Raw genomic sequence first — 20,112 nt, 5'->3', positions numbered from 1 at the left:
CTCATGATTGCCGCGGCCAGTCCTGCCCGCCCGCACGGCGCACTCCCCAGGCCGGCCCTGGCAAGGCTCGAAATCAGTTCGCCCTCCAGCTGACGCAAACCGACATGTACGTCACCACCGAGACCAGCCCGATGCCGGGCGGAAACGATGCCCGTTATCGACGCGCCGTCGACAGGGCTCTCCCGCCGGCCCATGCGATCAGCCCCACAAGGGTCCTGGGCTGGCTCCTGCGCGGCTGGCCCTGGCTGGCGATGGCCGCGCTCGCCGGCGCCGCCGCGGCCGTTGGGGCCGGCCAGCTTGTCACGCCGCGCTTCACCGCGGCGACGGAGCTGACGATTGCGCCATCGAACCTGCTGATCGCCCCGAACGACCTCTACGCCACCAATATCCAGAGCGACAGCCAGATCCTGGATGTCGAGAGCAAGATGCGGATGATCACCTCGGGCAATGTCCTGCGGCGGGTCGTCGACGCGCTCGATCTCGGGACCGATCCCGAATTCGCGCCCAGCCCGTGGCTGCCGGACTTCCTGCGCGCCTCCGACCCGCCGGCTGATGCGGCCGAGCTCGCCCGCACCATCGCAAGGCGCGTCACCGTCACCCGGCAGGAGCGCTCCTATGTCGTGTCCGTCTCGGCCTGGGCTGGTGATGCGACGCTGTCGGCACGGCTTGCCAATGCCATCGCCGAAACCTTCCGGGCCGAGATCGTGCGAGCCGATGCCGAGCGGGTCGGGCGCGCGGCGCAGGGACTGAGCGCCCGGCTCGGCGAGATCAAGGCCGCGGCGTCTGCCGCAGAAGACCAGGTCGAGGATTTCCGCCGCGCACATGGCCTGCAGCAGGGGCTCTCGAAGCAGCCGCTCAGTTCGGAAGCGCTGGAGCGGATGAGCGCCAAGCTGACCGATGCCAAGGCGCGCCTGGCCGAGGCGGAGGCGCGCTACGGCGAGGTCTCGCGCTCGGTCTCGGCCCAGGGCGTACAGGGCGGCGGCGTCCAGTCGCAGACGCTGGCCGGATTGCTCGCCGACGAGGCGGGACTGCGCCGGCAGGTCGCGGTGCTGTCCAAGACGATGGGGCCGCGCCACCCGTCCCTGCTCAACGTGCTGGCCGAGGCTGATGCGCTGGCCAAGGCGATCAGATCCGAGACCGAGCGGCTGCGCCGCGCCGCCCGCATCGAGGTCGACCAGGCGAGGCGCGCGCTCGACACGCTGAACGGCGAGACCAAGGCGCTGCGCGGCAGCGTCTCCGTCGACGACCAGGCCCTGGTCAAGCTGCGCGAGCTCGAACGCGAAGCCGCGGCCCGGACCGCGCTCTACCAGACCTTCCTGACGCGGGCCGGCGAGACCGCGCAGCGCCAGCAGATCGACGCGACGGATGTGCGCGTGATCACGCCGGCGACCGCGCTCTCGCGGCCGACCTGGCCGCCCCGCCCGATCGTCGCAGCCGCCGCCGGCACGGTTCTCGGCCTGCTGCTCGCGGCGGGCGTGCTCGCGGGGCTCGGCTACCTCCGCGCCATCCGCAGGAGCGCAACGCCATGATGGACCAGACCCAGACACGCCCGGCTGCCGGCATCGCCGCGCCCCTGCTCTTCACCGCGACGCTGCTGTTCTATCTGGTCACGCTGACGCCGTTCATCGATCTCTCGGCAGCCGCCGCGGGCGATGCCGCGACGGCCAAGTCGAACACGCTCAACCAGGTCGTCTATCTCGGGCTGACGGCGGCGCTGTGGCTCACCGTCTTCCGATCGAGCGCGCGCCACCTGGCTGCCCGGCCTCGCGGCATCCTGATCGTGATGCTGATATGGTTCGGCTTCGTCTCGGCCCTCTCGGCACAGCCCGACCTCGCGCTGAAGCGCGTCTTCCTGGCGATGCTGACGCTCGTGAACGGCAGCATCCTGCTCCTGCTGCCCCGCTCCGAGCGCCAGTTCGCCGGCATGCTCACGCTCTGCTGTCTCGGGGCGCTTGCGCTCGCCTATCTCGGCGTCGCGCTGATGCCGCATCTGGCGATCCATCAGGCCGGCGAAATCCGCGAGCCGATGAATGCCGGGCTCTGGCGCGGCCATTTCGCCCATAAGAACGTCGCCGCCGCGGCGATGGTGGTGATCAGCTTCGTCGGCCTGTACCTGTTCGGCACGGGCCGACGCATCCTCGGCGGCGCGATGGTCCTGCCGGCGGCCGTGTTCCTCGCGCAGACCGGTGGGAAATCCGCGATCGCCGCCCTGCCCGGGATCCTCGCCATCGCCTGGGCTTTCGAGCGCTGGCGCACCCTGCGGGTGCCGATGGTCGTGCTGGGGATCGCGGCCATCAACATCCTGACCATCGGCTGCGCGATGTCGCCAACCCTGCGCGGCCTGATCGCCCAGCTCGGCATCGACCCGACCTTCACCAACCGCGTCGACATCTGGAAGATCGGCGCCAACGCCGTCCTCGACAAGCCGCTGACCGGCCACGGTTTCCAGCTGTTCTGGCAGACCGACGCGATGGTCCACAAGGGCGGCGCGGCGGCCGGCTGGGCCTACGCTGCCTTCAACGGCCACAACGCCTATCTCGACATGGCGATCACCACCGGGATTCCCGGCCTCGCCCTGACGCTGGTTCTCATCGTCTGGCTGCCGCTGCGCGCCATCGCCCGGGCCGAAGCGACCGCCAACGACCCGGCGCTGACCCGCCTGTTCGTGCGAATCTGGCTTTACGGAATCCTGGCGGCCTGCGTCGAGAGCCTGTTCTTCCAGTCCGGCAGCCTGATCTGGTTCATGCTCGTCGTCGCGATCTTCGGCCTGCATCTCCAGGCCAGCGCTCATGAGATCCGGGAGCCGGCGAACCACCCCCACGGCATGGAGCCGGCTCATGCCTGATCCAGACGCGACGATGACGTCTGCCCCGGCCGACGCGGCCCGCCTGCCGATGCTGATCGACCGCTACGCCGCGCGGCTGGAGAACCGGCTGATCCGCGCCCTTCCGCGAGAGATCATGCAGGTTCCGACCCGGGAGCCGATCGTCTCCTTCACCTTCGACGACGTGCCGGATTCGGCCCTCGATATCGGCGCCGCGATCCTCGAAGCGAACGGCGCCCGCGGGACCTTCTACATTTCGGGAGGGCTGGAGGGGCGGGTCGAGCCCGGCCGCAGGCTGATCGACCGCTCCGGCTGCCGGGAGCTCGCGGCACGCGGCCACGAGATCGGCTGCCACAGCTTCGCCCATCACGACCTGCGCCATGTCGGCGCGCAAGCCCTGACCGAGGACCTCGCCCGCAACGCACGCTATCTCGACGCGGTCGACCCGCGCCCGATGCCGCGGAATTTCGCCTATCCCTACAATAGCGGCTCCCTCGGGAAACGGGCCCTGCTCGCGCGCAGCTTCCGCAGTTGCCGGGCCGGCGGCGAAGGGGTCAATCGCGGGCCGACCGACCCCACCTTCCTGCGGGCGGTCGAAATCCGGCAGCCGCAAGAGCATGTGCTGGGGCTGGCCCGCTGGATCGACGGATTGGTCGCGCATCCCGGCTGGCTGATCTTCTTCACGCATGACGTCTCGCCGCGGCCGACGCCGCATGGCTGCTCGGCGCCGAGCTTCCACCTGCTCGTCGCCTATGCGGTCACGCGCGGCTGCCGGGTGCTGAGCGTCGATGCCGCGCTCGACCATATGGGCCTGAGGGGGCCGGTGCGATGACCGGCCCCCGGCGGCTCCTGGCGATCAACAACTACTTCTACCGGCGCGGCGGCGCGGAGAGCGTCTTCCTGGACCATATCGACCTGTTCACCGCCGCCGGCTGGGACGTGGTGCCCTTCGCGATGCAGCACCCCGCCAACCTCCCGAGCCCCTGGTCCGGGCATTTCGTCTCCGAGATCGAATATGGCGGGGCCGATGGGTCCTTCACCAAGGCAAGGCAGGCGGCCAAGATCATCTTCTCGCTGGAGGCGCGCCGGAAAATCCGCGCGCTGATCGGCCAGGCACGCCCGAACGTGGCCCATGCCCACAACGTCTACCACCATATCTCGCCGTCGATCTTCAGCGCGCTGAAGGCCGAGGGTGTGCCGCTGGTGATGACGGCGCACGATCTCAAGATCGCCTGCCCGGCCTACAAGATGCTGAGCCATGGCAGCGTCTGCGAGCGCTGCCATGGCGGGCGCATCCACAACGTCCTGCTGCATCGCTGCGTCAAGGATTCGGCCATGGTGAGCGGGCTCGTGCTGATGGAGACGCTGGTCCATCGCAGCCTCGGCCTCTACCGCGACACGCTCGACCGCCTGATCGCGCCCAGCCGCTTCTATCGCGACAAGCTGATCGCATGGGGCTGGGACGCCGGTCGCATCGCCCATATCCCGAATTGCATCGATATCAGCGGATTTGCGCCCGCAACCGATGAAGGCGCGTATTTCGTCTATGCGGGGCGGCTGGCGCCGGAGAAGGGCCTGGCCACGCTCCTGCGTGCCGCCGCGCTGGCGCGCCAGAAGCTTGTCCTGGCCGGCACCGGCCCCGAAGAATCGCGCCTGCGCCGGCTCGCCGGGGATTTCGGCGCCGATGTCAGCTTTGCCGGCCATCTCGGCAAGCCGGAACTGCAGCGGCTGATCGGCGAAGCGCTGGCGCTGGTCCTACCCTCCGAATGGTACGAGAACGCCCCCGTCAGCATCCTCGAAGCCTATGCAATCGGACGGCCGGTGATCGGCGCCGATATCGGCGGCATTCCCGAACTGGTCGCCGACGGCGAAACCGGCCTGCTGGTCGAAGCCGGCAATGCCGCCGGCCTCGCCGAGGCGCTGGTCGCCCTGGCTGCGCTGCCGCCCACCGCCCGCGCCGCGATGGGCGCCGCCGGGCGCGCCTGGGTCGGCCGGGAATTCTCGCCCGACCAATATCGCGAACGCACCCTCAATCTCTACGAGGCGATCTGCTGATGTACACCCTGATCCCGCCGATCGGCGCCAATCCACCGGACAGAAAAGTCGTCTTCGTCGGCCTGCGCGGCGTCCCCGAGATCCAGGGTGGGATCGAGACCCATGTCGCCGCGATCTCGACGCGCCTGGCGGAGCGAGGCTGGCGCGTCGAAGTGCTCGGCCGCTCGCCCTATCTCAGGTCACGCAAGCCCTATCGCTGGAAAGGCGTCACCGTCACGCCGGTCTGGTCGCCCCGCTCCCGCAGCTTCGAGACGCTGCTGCACACCGCCTTGAGCCTGTTCGTCGCGGCGCGGCAGAACCCGGATCTGGTGCATATCCACGCGATCGGGCCGGCCCTGCTGACGCCGCTCGCACGCCTGCTCGGCCTGCATGTCGTGGTGACGCATCACGGCTTCGACTACGAGCGCCAGAAATGGGGGGCGGTCGCCAGGTCCATCCTGCGGGCGGGCGAGGCGATGGGGATGCTGTTCTCCCATGCGAATATCGGCGTATCGAAGGCGATCACGGACAGTGTCAGGCGCAGGTTCAGCGTCGGCGCGACCTTCATCCCGAACGGCGTCGAGGCGCCACCGCCCGGCCTCGACACATCCTATCTCGATCGCATCGCGGTCGCGCCGCAACGCTACATCCTGTCAGTCGGCAGGATCGTCGAGGAGAAACGGCATCTCGACCTGATCAAGGCCTTCGCGCATCTGAACGATCCCGGCCTCAGGCTTGTCATCACCGGCGCGGCCGATCACGCCGGGAGCTACCAGCGCGAGGTCGAGGCGGCAGCAGAGGCGACGCCCGGCGTGATCATGACCGGGTTTCAGCACGGCGACGCGCTGTTCCAGCTCTACCGGCACGCGGCCCTGTTCGTCCTGCCATCGAGCCATGAAGGCATGCCGATGGTGCTGCTCGAGGCGCTCAGCTACGGCGTGCCCTGCCTCGTGAGCGATATCGACGCCCATCTCGCGCTCGATCTCGGGCCGGACAGCTATTTCCCGTTGGGAGCGGTCGATCGGCTGGCCGGCGCTATGCGCGCGAGGCTGGCAGTGCCCGACCCCGCGCAGAAGGCACAGCGCGCCGCCCGGATCATCGCCGCCTTCGGATGGGGCGCTATCGTCGACCGCACCATGGAAGTCTACGAAAGCGCGCTGCGCGGCTTGAAGCCGGGCGTTGCACGCCAGCCCGGCTCCGGCCTCCGCAAACATGTCGAGCTCGGAGGCTGACGATGAAGCCCGTCCTGCGCAACCTCGAAATGACCGTGCTCGGCCTCGGCTTCCTCGGCCTGGCCTGGGGCAAAAACAAGCTCAACGGCTACACCACGCCGAACGGCGTGGCGAAATCCGACCCCGAAGGGCAGATCGCCTACCTGCTCGACATCTTCGCCGCGCTGCGCCGCTTCATGCCGCCGGGCTTCGACCTGCGCGGACGGGATGTGCTGGAGCTGAGCCCCGGCGCCTCGCGCGGCAACGGCGTGCTCTTCCTGGCGCTTGGCGCCCGGTCCTATCACGCCATCGACGTGTTCGATCTCGCCGGCGGCGAAGATCCCGGCTTCTACGGGCGCCTGCTCGACCGGTTTCCCGAAGGCCGCGCGGCCGACCGCGCACGGGCACGAGCCTTCGCCGGCACGTCCGGCTTGCGCGAGTTCGGGTATGCGGTCGGGCGGGATTTCGACATCCCGCGCCTGGCTGACGGCCGGATGTTCGACCTGATCGTCAGCTGCGCCGCCTTCGAGCATTACGACGACCCCGCGAGCGCCATCGCGGCGATGACGCAGGTGGCGAGACCCGGCTGCGAGGCCGTCCATATCATCGACCTGCAGACGCATTCACGCTGGATCCGCGAGCGCGACCCCAACAACATCTATCGTTACCCGGAGCCGCTCTACCGGCTCTTCGCCTTTCCCGGACAGCCGAACCGGCAACGCCCCACCGATTATGTCCGAAGCTGCAAGGCCGCGGGCTGGAGCGATGTCCGCTTCGTGCCGTCGCGGAGGATCGATCCCGCCCTGCGCGAGACTTCGCTGCGCGGCCTCGCTGCTCCTTTCGCCGGCCAGGCCGACATGGCGATCCTCGATGGCGCCTTGACGGCGCATTATCCCGGCAAGGCTGGCGGCGCGGGGCTGTCGCCGTGACGAGCCGCCGTTCTGTTCTCTCCGGCCTGGCCGGCCTCGCGACGCTGGCCTCGCTCGACGCCGCGCAAGCCGCACAGGGAGCCGGCACGGACATCCCGCTGTTTCGCCGCGGCATCGGCGTCTCGCATGCGCTGGGCTGGGCCGAGGTCGCGGCCGACGGCTCCTATGGGGATGCGCCCTTCTCGGCGTCGCGCTTTCGCTTCCATACCGCGCAACGGCAGGCGATCCGCGCCGCCGGCTTCGATTTCGTGCGCCTCGCCGTCGATGTCGGGCCCTTCCTCGCTTTTCGCGACGCGGCCCGCGACACGCTCGACGCGCTTCTGCTCAGGGTGGTTCGCGACCTGCTCGATGCCGGTCTCGGCGTCATCGTCGACCTGCATCCGAGTGCGATGCATCAGGAGTACCGGCCGGCAGCCTTGGTCGCCGGGATCGAGACGCAGCGTTTCCGCGCCGTGCTCGCCTTGCAGGAGCGGCTGGCCGGCCTGCTGGGACAACTTGTCGAAGACCGGGCCGCCACCGGAGCGCCGCGGCTCGCCTTCGAGCTGATGAACGAGCCGGAGATGTCCCAGTCGGCCTGGCAGCCGATGCTCGAAGCCTGCTACCGGGCGGCCCGCAAGGGCTCAACCCGGCTGCCGCTGGTGCTGGGCGGCGGAGCGATGAACGCGGCGCCTGCCCTGACCTCCATCGACATGCGCCCCTTCGCGCATGATCCGCGCCTGATCTATACCTATCACGACTATGCGCCCTGGCAGTTCACCCACCAGGGCGTGCGCGGCAGCCCGGCCCATGCGCTGGATGCGATCCCCTATCCGGCGCCGCCCTCGACCGAGGCGATGACGGCCGCAACCCGGCGGCGCATCGCCAGCCTCGGGCTCGATGGTCCCGCCCTGGAGCAGGCGCACAAGGCGGAGCGGTCGCTCGCCCGCTATGCCGGCTTCGATCGGTCAAGCCTCGAGAAGACCTTTCGGCAGGTGAACGCCTGGCGCATTGCGCAGCGGCTCCCTGCCCATGCCGTGCTGCTCGGCGAATTCGGCGTCCACCGGACGCCCTACATGGCGACGCCCGAAGGGGCCGTCGCACGTGCGCGCTGGCTGCGCGACATGCGCGAGCTTGCCGAAGCTTATGGCTTCGCCTGGGCCGCATGGACCTATGCGGGAGCCGGCGGTTTCGCGCTCGCCGAGGGCGCGACCGGGCCGGGCTTCGATGCCGCCACCTGTCGCGCGCTGGGCCTGCGATGAGTCCGGCATGACCCGACAGCGCTATGTCCATCTCGACGGATTGCGGGCCATCGCGGCGCTCGCCGTCATGGTCGAGCACCTGTTCGGGGATCTGCTCCGGCAGGCTCCTGCCGCGACCGGCCCGATGAGCCTCGCCGCCCGGGCGACCGTCGAGAACCTGAGCCTCGGCCGGTTCGGCGTGGCACTGTTCTTCCTGATCAGTGGTTTCGTCGTGCCATTCAGCATTCAGGGCGAGCGGCCGCTCAGGCATTTTGCGATCTCGCGGCTGTTCCGGCTCTATCCGGCGCTGTGGCTGGCGCTGGCCGTGCTGGCGACAGCGACCTGGCTGTCCGGCGACGCAGCGCCGATCGTGGCCGTGCTGGCCAACATGACGATGGCACCGCCGCTGTTCGGCCAGCCCTGGCTCTCGCCGATCTACTGGACCCTCTTCGTCGAACTCGTCTTCTACGTCCTCGTCGCGCTGCTGTTCGCCGCGGGAGGGCTACGCAACATCGGCGCCCTGCTCGGCGTCAGCCTTTGCATGATCGCAACGACCGTCCTGCCCGTGCAACTGCGCGTGCATGGCGCCGCGGCGCTGCCGGTGCAGTATCTCGGCCTGCACCTGTCATTCCTGTTTCTCGGGCTGCTGCTGCGGCTCTGGCTCGTCGAGCGGCGACCGGGCGCAACGCTCCCGGCCTTGATTCTCGGCCTCGCACAGCTCGCCGCGGTGCTCGCGGTCGCGCCGTTCTCGCTGGCGCGCGGCGACAATTTCATCATGGAGGGACTCAAGCCCGTCGTCAGTGCGTATCTCATCGCCATCGCGGTCTTCATCGCTGCGGTCAGGCTGGAGCGACCGCGATCCGCCCTGCTCGCGCGGATCGGGCTGATCAGCTACGCGATGTACCTGTTCCACGGCCCGGTCAACGCCGCCGTCTATCGCGCCATGCCCCTGACCGGGCGATTGGGCGACCTCGCCACGATGCTCGTCTGCATTGGCCTGACCCTGGCACTGTCGCAGCTCGTCCATCACGCGGTCGAGCGCCCAATGATCCGGCTCGGGCGCAGAATCGCGTCGCGACGTGAAGGCGCCGCTCATCAGGCGTCGAAGCCACCGGCCGAAGGCGAAGGGCGCGGGAAACAGGATGATTCCCGAGCGACAGCCCCGGTCGAAGCCGATCACGGCGCACATGCCAGCGACCGCGCCCTCACCACCATCATTGGAACGGCGATCGCCAGCGTCATGCTGAGCTGGCTGGTGTTGCTCGGCTATGTCGCCTGGAAGATCGCCGATCTGCTGTGATGCAGCATCCCTACGTGCATTCGATGACGTAGCGGAACAAGCCGTCGACACCGCCGGCAGCTATTCCATCGCCTTGAAGCGATTGAGATAGGTTTCCTTGTTCGTCGCGGCCTGCGACGCCGGCAGCCGGAACTTCCAGGTCTCGGTCAGCGTGCGGTCACCGAGCTTCAGCACCGCGTCGAGATCCGACGAGACGGCCGGGTTCCTGACCTTGATCCGATAGCTCAGGCGCCAGCCCTGGATGGCCGGATTGGGCTGCAATTCGGTGCCGACGATCTCGATATTGTCGTTGGCGCCAACCACGGCCGTGGGGCGGGCGTCCTTCGGCAGCTTGCGCAGCGAGGGGCCTTTGAAGTCGATCAGGAAGGCCAGCGTGCCGTCCCCGGCGCGGATCAGGTTGGACTGGTAGAACTCGCCGGCCGAGCGCATCGTCTGCCAGACATGGGAGATGTCACCCTTCATCAGGGCCGGCTCGTCCATGGTCCAGTGCATCCGGTAATCGAAACGCATCGGCTCGCCGAACGGGGGCCTGCTGTCGGGCACCCAGAGCGTGACGATATTGTCGTTGGTCTCGTCGGCGGTCGGGATCTCGACCAGGCGGACATTGCCCTTGCCCCAGTCGTTGGTCGGCTCGATCCAGGCGCTCGGGCGCAGATCGTAGCGATCCTTCAGGTCCTCGTAGCGCGAGAAATCGCGCCCGCGCTGGAGCAGGCCGAAGCCCTTCGGGTTCTCAGCCGGGATATCGCTGATCGCGACCATCGACGGGTTGACCAACGGCCGCCAGATCCACTCGCCATTGCCACCGCGCACGGCGAGCCCGTTGGAATCGTGAATGGCGGGGCGGAAATTCGGCGTCGGCGACGGCTGCTGCGGGCCATAGAGGAACATGCTGGTCAAGGGCGCGATGCCCAGCGTCGTCGGCGAGGCACCCTGGCGCAGGAAGACCCGCGACTTGACGCTCAGCACGGCATCGGAGCCCGGCATCAGCGTGAACTCGTAGGCGCCGGATGCGCGCACCGAATCCATCAGCGCATAGAAGGTCAGGTGCTTGTCCTTCGGCTTCGGGCGGCGCAGCCAGAACTCGCGGAAGGCCGGAAACTCCTCGGCGATCGGCAGGCCGGTATCGATCGCGAGGCCCCGCCCGGACAGGCCATAGATCTGGTTCTTGCCGATGACGCGGAAATAGCTCGCGCCGAGCACGCTCATGATCTCGTCGAGCTTGCCGGCCTGGTTGATCGGGTAGACCACGCGGAAGCCGGCCCAGCCGAGCTTGCTGGTCGCGTCGCGGTCGAAATGCAGGTCGGCGAAGTCGAAACGCCCGGAATCGTAGGGGATTTCGTGAGCGGCACCGTCGACGATCTCGCTGATCTTCACCGGCGTGTTGAACTGCATGCCCTGATGATAGAAGGCGAGCTTGAACGGCGTCTTGTATTCCATCCAGGCGAAGCGATCGCGCTTCGGCTGCATCTTCTGGTAGTCGGCGAACTGCATCTTGCTGAAGACGTCGGGCAGGTTGCTGACCGGCGCGACATAGGCCGCATCCGCCAGCGCCTTCGCCTTGGCGACGACGTCGTCGAGCCCGAATTTCGGACGCTGCTGGGCGAAGGCGGACGGCCCGGCGACCGCCGCGACGGCGAACAAACCGAGCGCCATGCCCAACCGCGCGAAGCACGATCTGCTGCGGACCTGTCCGCACCGGTCCAGCAGCCGCATCAGCATACGACTGGCTGAAGAGGAAGATCGGGCCATGAGCGGGGCCCCGTCGGCAGAACGGGTCGACAAGTTCACACTACCTCCTTAAAGGTGGGCGTCGGCGGGACGGAGCGCTCGTCCTGTATTGGCAGCGGCGCACCCGAGCACACATGCCCATCATCGACACAAGGGTCAAGGAATGAGCGCCGTTCTCCGCGAACCGCTCCCATAAGCCCCTTCACCGCCCCAATTCCAGCCGCCCTCTATCTAGGTGAACGAAATCAGCATGGATCCCAAGAACGCTGCGCCGGTCGTCGAAGGACTGGAGACGGTGTCCCCTGAGGAGGCCGCTGCCGGCCTCTCCCGCCGGCAGGCGCTCGGTGCCATGGCCTCGGCCGCCTTCGTGGCCGGAATGGCCGCGCTTCCCGCCGCAGCCAAGCCGAAACAGGCACGCGCCACCGACCGGGCGGCGACGAAGAAGGCTTTCGTCGACAAGCTGATCGCGCAGATGACGGTGGACGAGAAGGTCGGGCAGTTGCGCCTGATCAGCATCGGCCCGGAGATGCCCCATGCGCAGCTCATGGATGAGGTCGCGGCCGGACGGATCGCCGGCTCGTTCAACACCGTGGTCCGGCGCGACAATCGGCCGCTCCAGGAAGCCGCCGTCAAGCGCTCGCGCCTGAAGATCCCGCTCTTCTTCGCTTATGACGTGGTGCATGGCCACCGCACCACCTTCCCGATTCCGCTCGGGCTGGCGTCGAGCTTCGACATGGCCGTGATCGAGCGGATGGCCCGCGTCTCGGCGGTCGAGGCCTGCAATGACGGCGTCGACATGACCTTCGCGCCGATGGTCGACATCAGCCACGATCCGCGCTGGGGCCGCACCTCCGAGGGCTTCGGCGAGGACCCCTATCTCGTCAGCGAATGCGCGCGGGCCAGCGTGCGCGGCTTCCAGGGCACATCGCCCGACCAGCCGGACACGATCATGGCCGCGGTCAAGCATTTCGCGCTCTACGGCGCGGTCGAGGGCGGACGCGACTACAACACGGTCGACATGAGTCCGCTGCGCATGCACCAGGTCTATCTGCCGCCTTACAAGGCAGCGATCGATGCCGGTTCGGGCGGCGTCATGGTTGCGCTGAACTCGGTCAACGGCGTGCCGGCGACCTCCAATACCTGGCTGATGCAGGACCTCTTGCGCAAGCAATGGGGCTTCAAGGGCGTCACCGTCAGCGACCATGGCGCGATCACGGAGCTGACGCGGCACGGCGTCGCCCGCGACAATCGCGAGGCCGCCAGGCTTGCGATCAAGGCTGGCATCGACCTCAGCATGGCCGACCAGGTCTACCTGGCCGAAGTGTCCGGTCTGATCGCCTCCGGCGAGATCAAGATGGCCGAGCTCGACGCCTGCGTGCGCGAGGTGCTCGGGGCCAAATACGACATGGGCCTGTTCGCCAATCCCTTCGTTCGCATGGGCAAGGCTGAGGACGATCCGGTCGACGTCCGTTCCAACGATCGCCTGCACCGCGAGCCGGCGCGCGAGATCGCCCGCGACAGCATCGTTCTGCTGGAAAACCGCAACCAAACCCTACCGCTGAAGAAGCAAGGCACGATCGCGCTGGTCGGCCCGCTCGCCGATTCCGGTCTCGATATCCTCGGCAGCTGGTCGGCGCAGGGCGTCGCCGAGCAGGCCGTCACGGTCAAGGCGGGTATCGAGAAGGCGATCGGCGACAAGGCCAAGCTCCTCACCGCACGCGGCGCCAACGTGCTCGACGACCAGAAGGTGGTCGACTACCTGAACTTCCTGAACTGGGACAAGCCCGAGGTCATCCAGGACCCCCGCCCGCTCGATATGATGATCGAGGAGGCCGTGGCGGTCGCGAACCAGTCCGACGTGGTGATCGCCGTCGTCGGCGAGGTGCGCGGCATGTCGCATGAATCCTCGAGCCGCGTCACGATCGAGATGCCGGGCTCGCAGCGCAAGCTGCTGCAGGCGCTGAAGGCGACGGGCAAGCCGCTCGTCGTCCTCCTGATGAACGGCCGCCCGCTCGCGATCGGCTGGGAAAAGGACAATGCCGACGCGCTGCTGGAGACCTGGTATGCCGGCACCGAGGGCGGCAACGCCATCGCCGACATTCTGTTCGGCGACCACAACCCCTCGGCCAAGCTGCCGATCAGCTTCCCGCGCTCGGCCGGCCAGATCCCGACCTATTACAACGCGCTGCGTATCGGCCGGCCTTATACCGCAGGCAAGCCCGGCAACTACACCTCGCAATACTTCGAGGAGGAGCAGGGCGCGCTCTACCCCTTCGGCTTCGGCCGCAGCTTCAGCACGTTCACTTTGACAGACCTCAAGCTTTCGGCTGCCCGCATCAAGCGGGGCGAAAAGCTGACAGCCGAGGCGACGCTGACCAATACCGGCAGCTTCGCCGGCGCCGATGTCGTGCAGCTCTACATCGCCGACCCCTACGCCTCGATCGCGCGGCCGGTGAAGGAGCTCAAGGGCTTCCAGAAGGTGGCGCTGAAGCCCGGCGAAGCCAGAGTCGTGCGCTTCGAGATCGGTCCGGACCAGCTCAAGTTCATCAATGGCGACCTGAAGGAAGTGGTCGAGAGCGGCCAGTTCGACGTCCAGCTCGGGCTGGATTCGCGCGACGTGCTGCAGCAGTCGTTCCATCTCGCGTGAGCATTCCGCCCCGCGGCTAGCCGCGGAGCGCTTTCTGGCATGATCAGCCCTGCGCCGGCTTCCAGTCCGCCGCGGGGATGGTGTTGATCATCCAGGGCACGCCGAACTTGTCGGTCAGCGAACCGAAGCCGGGCGACCAGAAGGTCTCGCCGAACGGCATGCCGGCCCGCCCGCCCTCGGACAGCTGATCGTACCAGCGCTGGCCTTCAGCCCGGTCATTGGTGTGCAGGGTGACGTCGAAGCCGTTCTTGGGCTTGTCAACATTCGGGGCCCAGGCGGTGTCCATGTCGGCGCCCATCAGGGCCTGGTCTCCGACTTCCAGCCAGCAATGCATCAGCCAGCTCTTGTACTTCTCGTCCGTGATCGGCATGCCGGGCGGGGCGTCGCCATAAGGCATGGCGGCGGTGATCTTGCCGCCGAGGACCTTGGCGTAGAACTCGAACGCCGCGCGGCATTCCCCCTGGAAACTCAGGCTGGTCACGATCTTCATGGTCGTCTCCATTGTGACGGGAGCTTCGGCGCCCCTCAAATGGCTTGATATCAATATATCGACACGCGTGTGTCAGCATGACGAATGCCGGCCGCCGCCGAATGTTCCGCAGCTTCCCTCTCCCCTTCACCAAACTCTGTTCGCCTGCGATCCAAAGCAAAGGCCCGTCAATACTCCTTGCCGAACTGCCTACCGGCAGGTAGGTAATTGACATCGCCCGCGGACGGACCAGCCGCCGGGACTTCCGAGGAGGCTCCGCACGCATGCCGATCATCGAAAGCCGAATCGGCACGGGGGCCGAGCAGCAGCAGAAGCGGGACGCCTATGAAGCGCTGATCCACACCTTGCGGGAGCGCCATGCACGCGTCCTTGCCGGTGGCGGCGAGAAGCTGCAGGCGCGCCATCGCGAACGCGGCAAGATCCCGGTGCGCGAGCGCATCGACCTCTTGGTCGACCCGCTGTCGCCCTTTCTCGAACTGTCCCCTCTCGCGGCCTGGGAACTCTATGGCAACGCGGTGCCGGGCGCCGGCATCGTCACTGGCATCGGTGTGGTCCACTGCACGCCCTGCATGATCATCGCCAATGACGCGACGGTGAAGGGCGGCTCCTTCTTCCACGAAACGGTCAAGAAGCATCTGCGGGCGCAGGAGATCGCCTTCGAGAACCGCTTGCCTTGCGTCTATCTCGTCGATTGCGGCGGCGCCTTCCTGCCGGAGCAGGACCGCGTCTTCCCGGACCGCGATCATTTCGGCGGGGCGTTCCTGCAGCAATGCCGGATGTCGGCGGCCGGGCTGCCGCAGATCTCGGCGGTGTTCGGCGGCTGCACGGCCGGCGGGGCCTATATCCCCGCGCTCTCCGACGAGGTCGTGATGGTGCGCGGCACCGGCCGCATCCATCTCGGCGGCCCGCCGATCGTCAAGGCCGCGATCAACGAGATCGTCGATGGCGAGACGCTGGGCGGCGCCGAGATGCATACGCAGGTCTCCGGCGTCAGCGACTATCTCGCCGAGGACGAGCATGAGGCAATCGCCAAGCTCCGCGACATCGTCGGCGCGCTCAACTGGCCGGCACCGCCGCGCATCCCGGCGCGTCCCGTCACCGCGCCGCTCTACGACCCCGCCGAGATCGACGCCATCGTCGGCACCGACCTGAAACAGCCCTTCGACGTGCGCGAGGTTATCGCCCGCATGGTCGACGGCAGCGTCTTCGATGCCTTCAAGCCGGATTTCGGCGCGACGCTGGTCACCGGCTTCGCCCATATCCACGGCCAGCCCGTCGGCATCATCGCCAATAACGGCGTGCTGTTCTCCGACAGCGCGCTCAAGGGCGCGCATTTCATCGAACTCTGCGACCAGCGCCGCATCCCGCTGCTGTTCCTGCAGAACATCACCGGCTTCATGGTCGGTACCGAGGCCGAGCGCGGCGGCATCGCCAAGCATTCGGCCAAGCTAGTCTATGCCGTCTCCAATGCACGCGTGCCGCGCTACACCGTGATCATCGGCGGCTCCTACGGCGCCGGCAATTACGGCATGTGCGGCCGGGGCTTTCAGCCGCGCTTCCTCTTCGCCTGGCCGAATGCGCGCATCGCGACGATGTCGCCTGATGTCGCCGCGACGGTGGTGACCGAGTTGCGCCGTTCGAGCCTGACGCGCGGCAATGCCGATGAGGCCGATATCGAAAAACTCGACCGCGAAACGCGCCGCCAGTTCGAGGAGCAGAGCACGCCTTATTACGCCACGGCCCGGCTCTGGGACGACGGCATCATCGAGCCGGCCCAGACCCGCGACGTCATCGGCCTGTGCCTCTCGCTCGCCGCCCGCGAGATCGAGCTGCCCGGGCATCGGCCCGTCTACCGGATGTGATCCCGATGATCGGTTCCCTGCTCATAGCCAATCGCGGCGAAATCGCCGTGCGGATCATGCGGACCTGCCGGCGCCTCGGCATCCGCACCGTCGCCGTCTTTTCCGATGCCGATCGCGATGCGCAGCATGTGGCCTTCGCCGACGAGGCCGTGCGCATCGGCCCTGCCGCCGCGCGCGACAGCTATCTGCGGGCGGAAGCCATCATGGAAGCGGCCGCGCGCAGCGGCGCGGAGGCGATCCATCCCGGCTACGGTTTCCTCTCCGAGAAGCCGGACCTGCCGCTGCTCTGCCGTCAGGCGGGGCGCATCTTCGTCGGCCCTTCCGCCGAATGCATCACTGCGATGGGGCCGAAGATCGGCTCGAAGCTGATCGCCGAAAGGGCCGGCGTGCCAAGCGTGCCCGGCTATGCCGGCGATGAGCAATCGAACGCGGCGCTGGCCGATGCGGCAGCGCGGATCGGCTATCCCGTGATGATCAAGGCCTCCGCCGGCGGCGGCGGCAAGGGCATGCGCCGTGTGTTTGCGGCAGAGGAACTGGTGCCGGCGCTCGAAATGGCACGCGCAGAGGCGCAGGCCGCCTTCGGCGACCCTGCGCTGCTGATCGAGAAGCTGGTGATGCGCCCGCGCCATCTCGAAGTGCAGGTGGCTGGCGACAAGCACGGCAATATCGTGCATCTGTTCGAGCGCGACTGCTCGGTCCAGCGCAACAACCAGAAGGTGCTGGAAGAGGCGCCCGCCCCATCTCGCGCCCGCAATCCGGGCGAAGCTGCTGGAGCGCGGCGTCGCGCTGGCAAAGGCCATCGGCTACGATAATCTCGGCACGGTCGAGTTCATCCTGGAAGACGGTTTCGACGAGCCGTGGTTCCTCGAAATGAACACGCGCCTCCAGGTCGAGCACCCCGTCACCGAGGCTATCACCGGCTACGACCTCGTCGAATGGCAGATCCGGATCGCATCCGGCGAACGACTGCCGGCGCTGCAGTCCGAGATCCGCGAGAGCGGGCACGCGATCGAGGCTCGCATCACCGCCGAGCGGGCCGATCAGGGTTTTCGACCGGATACCGGCCGGATCGAGGGTTATGCCGAACCCGCTTCGATCCGCGTCGACAGCGGCGTGCGGGCCGGCTCCGAGGTGACCCTGTTCTACGACTCGCTGCTGGCCAAGGCGATCGCCGCGGGACCGGATCGCGCCACGGCCTGCGCGCGGCTGGCGGCGGGCCTGCGCGATTTCGCCATTCTCGGCCCCGCGACCACCCTGCCCTTCCTGATCGACGCGGTCGAGCATCCGCTCTTCGCCGCGGGCCAGGCGACGACGCGCTTCATCGAGGAGGCCTTCCCCGATGGCTGGACGGCGAAGCGGCCAGCGCAGCGTCTGGCGCGCGCCGTCGCAGCCCTGCTCTGGCTGGAGCAGCAAGGGAAGGCGCGACCGCGCATCGATGCCTGGAGCAGCCTCGCGGGTTTCCGCCTGCTGGCGCCCGCCGGCGGCGTGGCGACGAGCCGCCTGATCGCCGAGGAAGAGGATGGCGCGACCAAGCTGGAGATCCGGTTGCTGCCGGACGGGCGGCGGATCGTTCTCGACGCGGACGGCGAGATCGAACTGGCCTTGCGCATGAACGCCGAGATCTTCGAACTGACCTTCGCGGACAGACTCCTGCGCGGCAGCCATGCCACGACCGGCGAGCGAGTCCGGCTGACGCTCGAGGGCGAGACCTTCACCATCGGCATCGGCAGCGAGGCGCGGCCCGCAGCGGCAGCCGGCAGCGGTGGAGCCGGTTCCGGGGCGATCCTCGCGCCGATGCCGGGCGTGGTGGCCGAGGTCCGCGTCGCGCCGGGCGACACGGTGGAGGCCGGACAGGTCGTCGTCGTGCTGGAATCGATGAAGCTCTTCACCTCGCTCTCGGCCGGCATCGGCGGCGTGGTGACCGACATTGCTTACCAGCAGGGCGACACAGTGCAAGCGGGCAAGCGAGTCCTCCTGATCGAACCGTCGTCTAGATCGTAGGCCTGGTTCCGGAGCGGCAAGGGCGGCGCCATCACGAACAAGGCCTTCACATCTAGCCGATCAGCGAAGCCGCTGGCGCAGAAGGTTGGAAGAACATTTCCGAACGGCCGCCCTATCAAATCATCCCCTCGACATTGACGCACCCACGTCGCAACGCGATACCCGATGGTGCGCTTTCTCCGGCGTGGTATTTGCCCCCGTTTCACTCCCAGCCGAGCTGAAGCCCAGATGACGACCTCGACGATCATTCCCCTCATCATGGCCGGTGGAGCGGGAACGCGGCTTTGGCCGGTATCGCGCGATTCCATGCCCAAGCAGTTCATCCAGCTGCTGGATGATGGGCTGTCGACGTTCCAGGCGACTTTGCTGCGCGTGAAGGGGGCGCCATTCGGGCGCCCCATCGTCGTGACGAACCACGAATTTCGTTTCGTCGCGGCGGAGCAGATGCAGGCGCTGGGCATCGCGGGCGATATCGTGATCGAGCCGGAACGGCGGGATTCGGCCGCGGCTGTCGCGATCGGTGCGCTGCTCGCTCAGGCGCAGGACCCAGCTGCCGTCGCGATCGCGCTTGCCGCCGATCACGTCATCATGGATACGGCGAACTTTCGCGCCGATTGCGCAGCCGCCGGGACGATTGCGGCCTCGGGCCTCATCATGACGCTCGGGATCGCGCCGACGGAGCCGTCTTCGGCTTATGGCTATGTCGCACCCGGCGAGTCGCTCGGCGTGCCGAATGCTTCCCGGCTCCTGCGGTTCGTCGAGAAGCCAGACGAGGCAACCGCGGAGGGGTATCTCGCACGCGGCTTCCTGTGGAACAGTGGCAACTTCGTCTTTTCGGTCGCCACCATGCTCGGCGAACTGGAGCGCTTCGCGCCTGAGATTCTGGCAGGCGCTGCCGCCGCCATCGCCGCGGCGAAGACCGACCTGGATTTCGTCCGCCTCGACCCAGACGCCTTTGGCCGGATTCCGAAGACCTCGATCGACTACGCGGTCATGGAAAAGACCGACAAGGCCGGTGTCCTTGCCGCGAGCTTCGACTGGTCGGATATCGGCTCCTGGGATTCCATTCATGCCGTGGCCGCCAAGGACGATGCCGGCAACGTCCTGCAAGGGCGTGTCGTCGCAGTCGATACGACGAATTCGCTACTGCGCAGCGACGACATGCTGCTCACCGCGATAGGCATGAAGGATATCGTGGCTGTCGCTACGCGCGACGCCGTGCTGATCGCTCCCAAATCCGAAGCCGGCAAGGTCAAGACCCTGGTCGAGCTGCTCAAGAAGCAGGGTGTCCCGGAGGCGACCGAGCATCTGCGGATGTACCGGCCTTGGGGCTGGTACCAGCGCATCGACCTCGGCTCCCGTTTTCAGGTCAAGCGCATCAACGTCAAGCCCGATGGCAAGCTGAGCCTGCAAAAGCACTTCCACCGCTCCGAGCATTGGATTGTCGTCCGCGGCACCGCCGAGGTAACGCTAGACGGTCAGGTCAGCCATGTGCACGAGAACGAGTCGATCTACCTTCCGATCGGCTGCACTCACCGCCTCGCCAACCCCGGCAAGATCGCTCTCGAGCTCATAGAAGTGCAGGTCGGGAGTTATACCGGAGAAGACGATATCGTCCGGCTCGAAGATGCCTATGCCCGCACTTGATCGGGCCTCCCGTAGCGGCTTCCGATATGGCCCGCCGTCGCACGCCCTGATCTGAAGCGCCTTCGCGGGCCTGAGAGCCCGCATGCTCCTGGCGCAGCCCCGCCAGCCCATCAATCCATCTCGACCGCCTGCGGCCCTTGCCGGAAGAACGTTTCGGACGCTGCCGTCCTCACCCGCTCGATCCCAGAAGCGGGACAGGCGTGCGGCGACGGGATCGGGGGA

Annotated in this window: 14 protein-coding genes and 1 pseudogene; 13 read left to right on the top strand and 2 right to left on the bottom strand. The window is 67.6% G+C overall.

Translation table 11 applies throughout. From position 1 onward, the window contains the following. Positions 1 to 104 precede the first annotated feature (104 nt). Genes ACFJGT_RS02570 through ACFJGT_RS02535 form a run of 8 tightly spaced genes read left to right on the top strand, consistent with a single transcriptional unit; the run spans position 105 to position 9,515 of the window. Positions 105 to 1,529, top strand: a complete 1,425-nt coding sequence (locus ACFJGT_RS02570; protein ID WP_377845557.1) for a GumC family protein — start codon at positions 105 to 107, stop codon at positions 1,527 to 1,529. Further along, positions 1,526 to 2,845 carry an O-antigen ligase family protein gene (locus ACFJGT_RS02565; protein ID WP_377845555.1) on the top strand — a complete coding sequence of 440 codons (1,320 nt, stop codon included), beginning with the start codon at positions 1,526 to 1,528 and terminating at the stop codon, positions 2,843 to 2,845. The genes ACFJGT_RS02570 and ACFJGT_RS02565 overlap by 4 nt, the downstream gene beginning before the upstream one ends. 49 nt (positions 2,846 to 2,894) lie before the next feature. Continuing rightward, complete coding sequence (locus ACFJGT_RS02560; RefSeq protein WP_377848903.1) at positions 2,895 to 3,656, top strand: polysaccharide deacetylase family protein; 762 nt, start codon at positions 2,895 to 2,897, stop codon at positions 3,654 to 3,656. Next, positions 3,653 to 4,879 (top strand): glycosyltransferase family 4 protein, encoded by a 1,227-nt coding sequence (locus ACFJGT_RS02555; protein WP_377845553.1) that lies wholly within the window; start codon positions 3,653 to 3,655, stop codon positions 4,877 to 4,879. Before ACFJGT_RS02560 ends, ACFJGT_RS02555 begins: the two co-directional genes overlap by 4 nt. Further along, a complete protein-coding gene (locus tag ACFJGT_RS02550) occupies positions 4,879 to 6,090 on the top strand; it encodes a glycosyltransferase family 4 protein (RefSeq protein WP_377845550.1) in 1,212 nt (403 codons plus the stop codon). Before ACFJGT_RS02555 ends, ACFJGT_RS02550 begins: the two co-directional genes overlap by 1 nt. A gap of 2 nt (positions 6,091 to 6,092) precedes the next feature. Beyond that, positions 6,093 to 6,998, top strand: coding sequence for a methyltransferase domain-containing protein (locus tag ACFJGT_RS02545; RefSeq protein WP_377845548.1), 906 nt, complete (start codon positions 6,093 to 6,095; stop codon positions 6,996 to 6,998). Further along, complete coding sequence (locus ACFJGT_RS02540; protein ID WP_377845546.1) at positions 6,995 to 8,236, top strand: glycoside hydrolase family 5 protein; 1,242 nt, start codon at positions 6,995 to 6,997, stop codon at positions 8,234 to 8,236. Before ACFJGT_RS02545 ends, ACFJGT_RS02540 begins: the two co-directional genes overlap by 4 nt. Positions 8,237 to 8,243: 7 nt before the next feature. Beyond that, positions 8,244 to 9,515: an acyltransferase family protein gene (locus tag ACFJGT_RS02535; protein ID WP_377845544.1), complete on the top strand. Its 1,272-nt coding sequence runs from the start codon at positions 8,244 to 8,246 to the stop codon at positions 9,513 to 9,515. Between the two features lie 60 nt (positions 9,516 to 9,575). On the opposite strand, the gene ACFJGT_RS02530 is transcribed toward ACFJGT_RS02535, so the two are convergent. After that, the gene (locus ACFJGT_RS02530; protein ID WP_377845543.1) at positions 9,576 to 11,168 is read right to left on the bottom strand and encodes a glucan biosynthesis protein G; all 1,593 of its coding nucleotides are present in this window, start codon (positions 11,166 to 11,168) and stop codon (positions 9,576 to 9,578) included. A 325-nt stretch (positions 11,169 to 11,493) separates the two neighbouring features. Between ACFJGT_RS02530 and bglX the strand changes: the two genes are divergently transcribed. Continuing rightward, positions 11,494 to 13,890 (top strand): beta-glucosidase BglX, encoded by a 2,397-nt coding sequence (bglX, locus tag ACFJGT_RS02525; protein WP_377845541.1) that lies wholly within the window; start codon positions 11,494 to 11,496, stop codon positions 13,888 to 13,890. Positions 13,891 to 13,933: 43 nt separating this feature from the next. Here the strand turns inward: bglX and ACFJGT_RS02520 are convergent, their stop codons facing one another. Next, the gene (locus ACFJGT_RS02520; RefSeq protein ID WP_377845539.1) at positions 13,934 to 14,380 is read right to left on the bottom strand and encodes a VOC family protein; all 447 of its coding nucleotides are present in this window, start codon (positions 14,378 to 14,380) and stop codon (positions 13,934 to 13,936) included. Between the two features lie 263 nt (positions 14,381 to 14,643). Between ACFJGT_RS02520 and ACFJGT_RS02515 the strand changes: the two genes are divergently transcribed. From ACFJGT_RS02515 to ACFJGT_RS02500, 4 genes and pseudogenes are all read left to right on the top strand, one after another. Next, a complete protein-coding gene (locus ACFJGT_RS02515; protein ID WP_377845537.1) occupies positions 14,644 to 16,242 on the top strand; it encodes an acyl-CoA carboxylase subunit beta in 1,599 nt (532 codons plus the stop codon). A 5-nt stretch (positions 16,243 to 16,247) separates the two neighbouring features. Then, positions 16,248 to 17,511: pseudogene (locus tag ACFJGT_RS02510) on the top strand (acetyl/propionyl/methylcrotonyl-CoA carboxylase subunit alpha); the annotation flags it as partial. A gap of 339 nt (positions 17,512 to 17,850) precedes the next feature. Continuing rightward, positions 17,851 to 18,243 (top strand): acetyl-CoA carboxylase biotin carboxyl carrier protein subunit, encoded by a 393-nt coding sequence (locus ACFJGT_RS02505; RefSeq protein ID WP_377848902.1) that lies wholly within the window; start codon positions 17,851 to 17,853, stop codon positions 18,241 to 18,243. A 228-nt stretch (positions 18,244 to 18,471) separates the two neighbouring features. After that, positions 18,472 to 19,890 (top strand): mannose-1-phosphate guanylyltransferase/mannose-6-phosphate isomerase, encoded by a 1,419-nt coding sequence (locus ACFJGT_RS02500; RefSeq protein ID WP_377848901.1) that lies wholly within the window; start codon positions 18,472 to 18,474, stop codon positions 19,888 to 19,890. Positions 19,891 to 20,112 lie beyond the last annotated feature (222 nt).

The organism is Allobosea sp. UC22_33, assembly GCF_042700715.1.
In the GTDB taxonomy this organism is placed as follows: domain Bacteria; phylum Pseudomonadota; class Alphaproteobacteria; order Rhizobiales; family Beijerinckiaceae; genus Allobosea.
The sequence above is the reverse complement of the archived record's forward strand: the minus strand, read 5'-3'. Positions and strand labels throughout refer to the sequence as shown.